Source organism: Vibrio sp. YT-16, from assembly GCF_033337405.1.
Classification (GTDB): domain Bacteria; phylum Pseudomonadota; class Gammaproteobacteria; order Enterobacterales; family Vibrionaceae; genus Vibrio; species Vibrio alginolyticus.
The window spans coordinates 1-1029 of sequence record NZ_JAWOQQ010000164.1 but is presented as its reverse complement, the minus strand read 5'-3'; the positions used below and the strand labels follow the sequence as shown (position 1 = coordinate 1029).

General features: G+C 47.3%; 1 pseudogene. It reads right to left on the bottom strand.

Annotation, left to right across the window (positions count from 1 at the left end):
* Window positions 1-1029: pseudogene (locus tag R7F07_RS25485) on the bottom strand (HD domain-containing protein); the annotation flags it as partial.

Sequence of the window (1029 nt, the reverse complement as noted above, 5' to 3'; positions counted from 1 at the left end):
CAAGAAATAGTCGGCTTTGAATCGTTGCCACAACACTTCGATTTGGCGCGCAGAAAACCCTTCTTTGCGCAGCAATGCGGAAGCCATCTGTTGGTTATGGCGAATACGCTCACGCACATCAACCGGATTTTCTAATCCGCGACGTAGTGCGCGTTGCGTTGAGTAGAAGAGTTCGGCAAGCAGCGTGCGTTTCCAAGCATTCCACAACTCTGGATTGGTTGCGCAAATATCCGCAACCGTGAGACACACTAAATACTCAAGAGATTCTTCGTCACGAACTTGTTTCGCAAACTCTGTAATGACGTCAGGATCGTAAATATCGCGTCGTTGTGCGGTGACTGACATGAGAAGGTGATGCCTCACCAGCCAGCCCACTAACTTAGCTTCTGGCTTCGACAGCCCGTGTTCAATACAGAAATCGTACGCTTCACCTTCACCAATCACTGAGTGATCACCACCGCGACCTTTACCAATATCATGGAAGATTGCTGCGATGATCAGCAGTTCTTTCTTTTGCATGCGAGGGTATATGTCGCATCAAATCGGATGCTTCGCGTGGTTGTCTGGATTGTTAAAGGTATTGATGTGTTTGAGTAGGCGAATACTGTGCTCGTCAACCGTGTAGGCGTGGAACAGGTCGAACTGCATCTGACCAACAATCTGGCTCCATTGCGGTAAATATGCGGCCATTACCCCAAGTCTGTGCATCAAACTGAATGCTTTATGAAGTGCATTTGGGTGTCGACATAACGCTAAGAATTTTTCACGAGCCGCTGGAATCGTGTGTAAAAACTTGTTTAAGCGGCGACGTGCAGTACGCAGTTGTCGCAGGGTTGGAGGGCTTACTCCTTCAATGGTTGAGTCGTTTGCGATATGCAAAAACATATCAAGAATAGTTTCAGGTCTGGCTTGGAATAGCGCGGGTTTTCTGGCTTCAATTAACGACCCACGACGTTGAAAATCTGCATCCAAAATTTCTGCGTTTTCAGTTGCACCACCATTGATGATGGCTTGATCAAACAGTTTGAG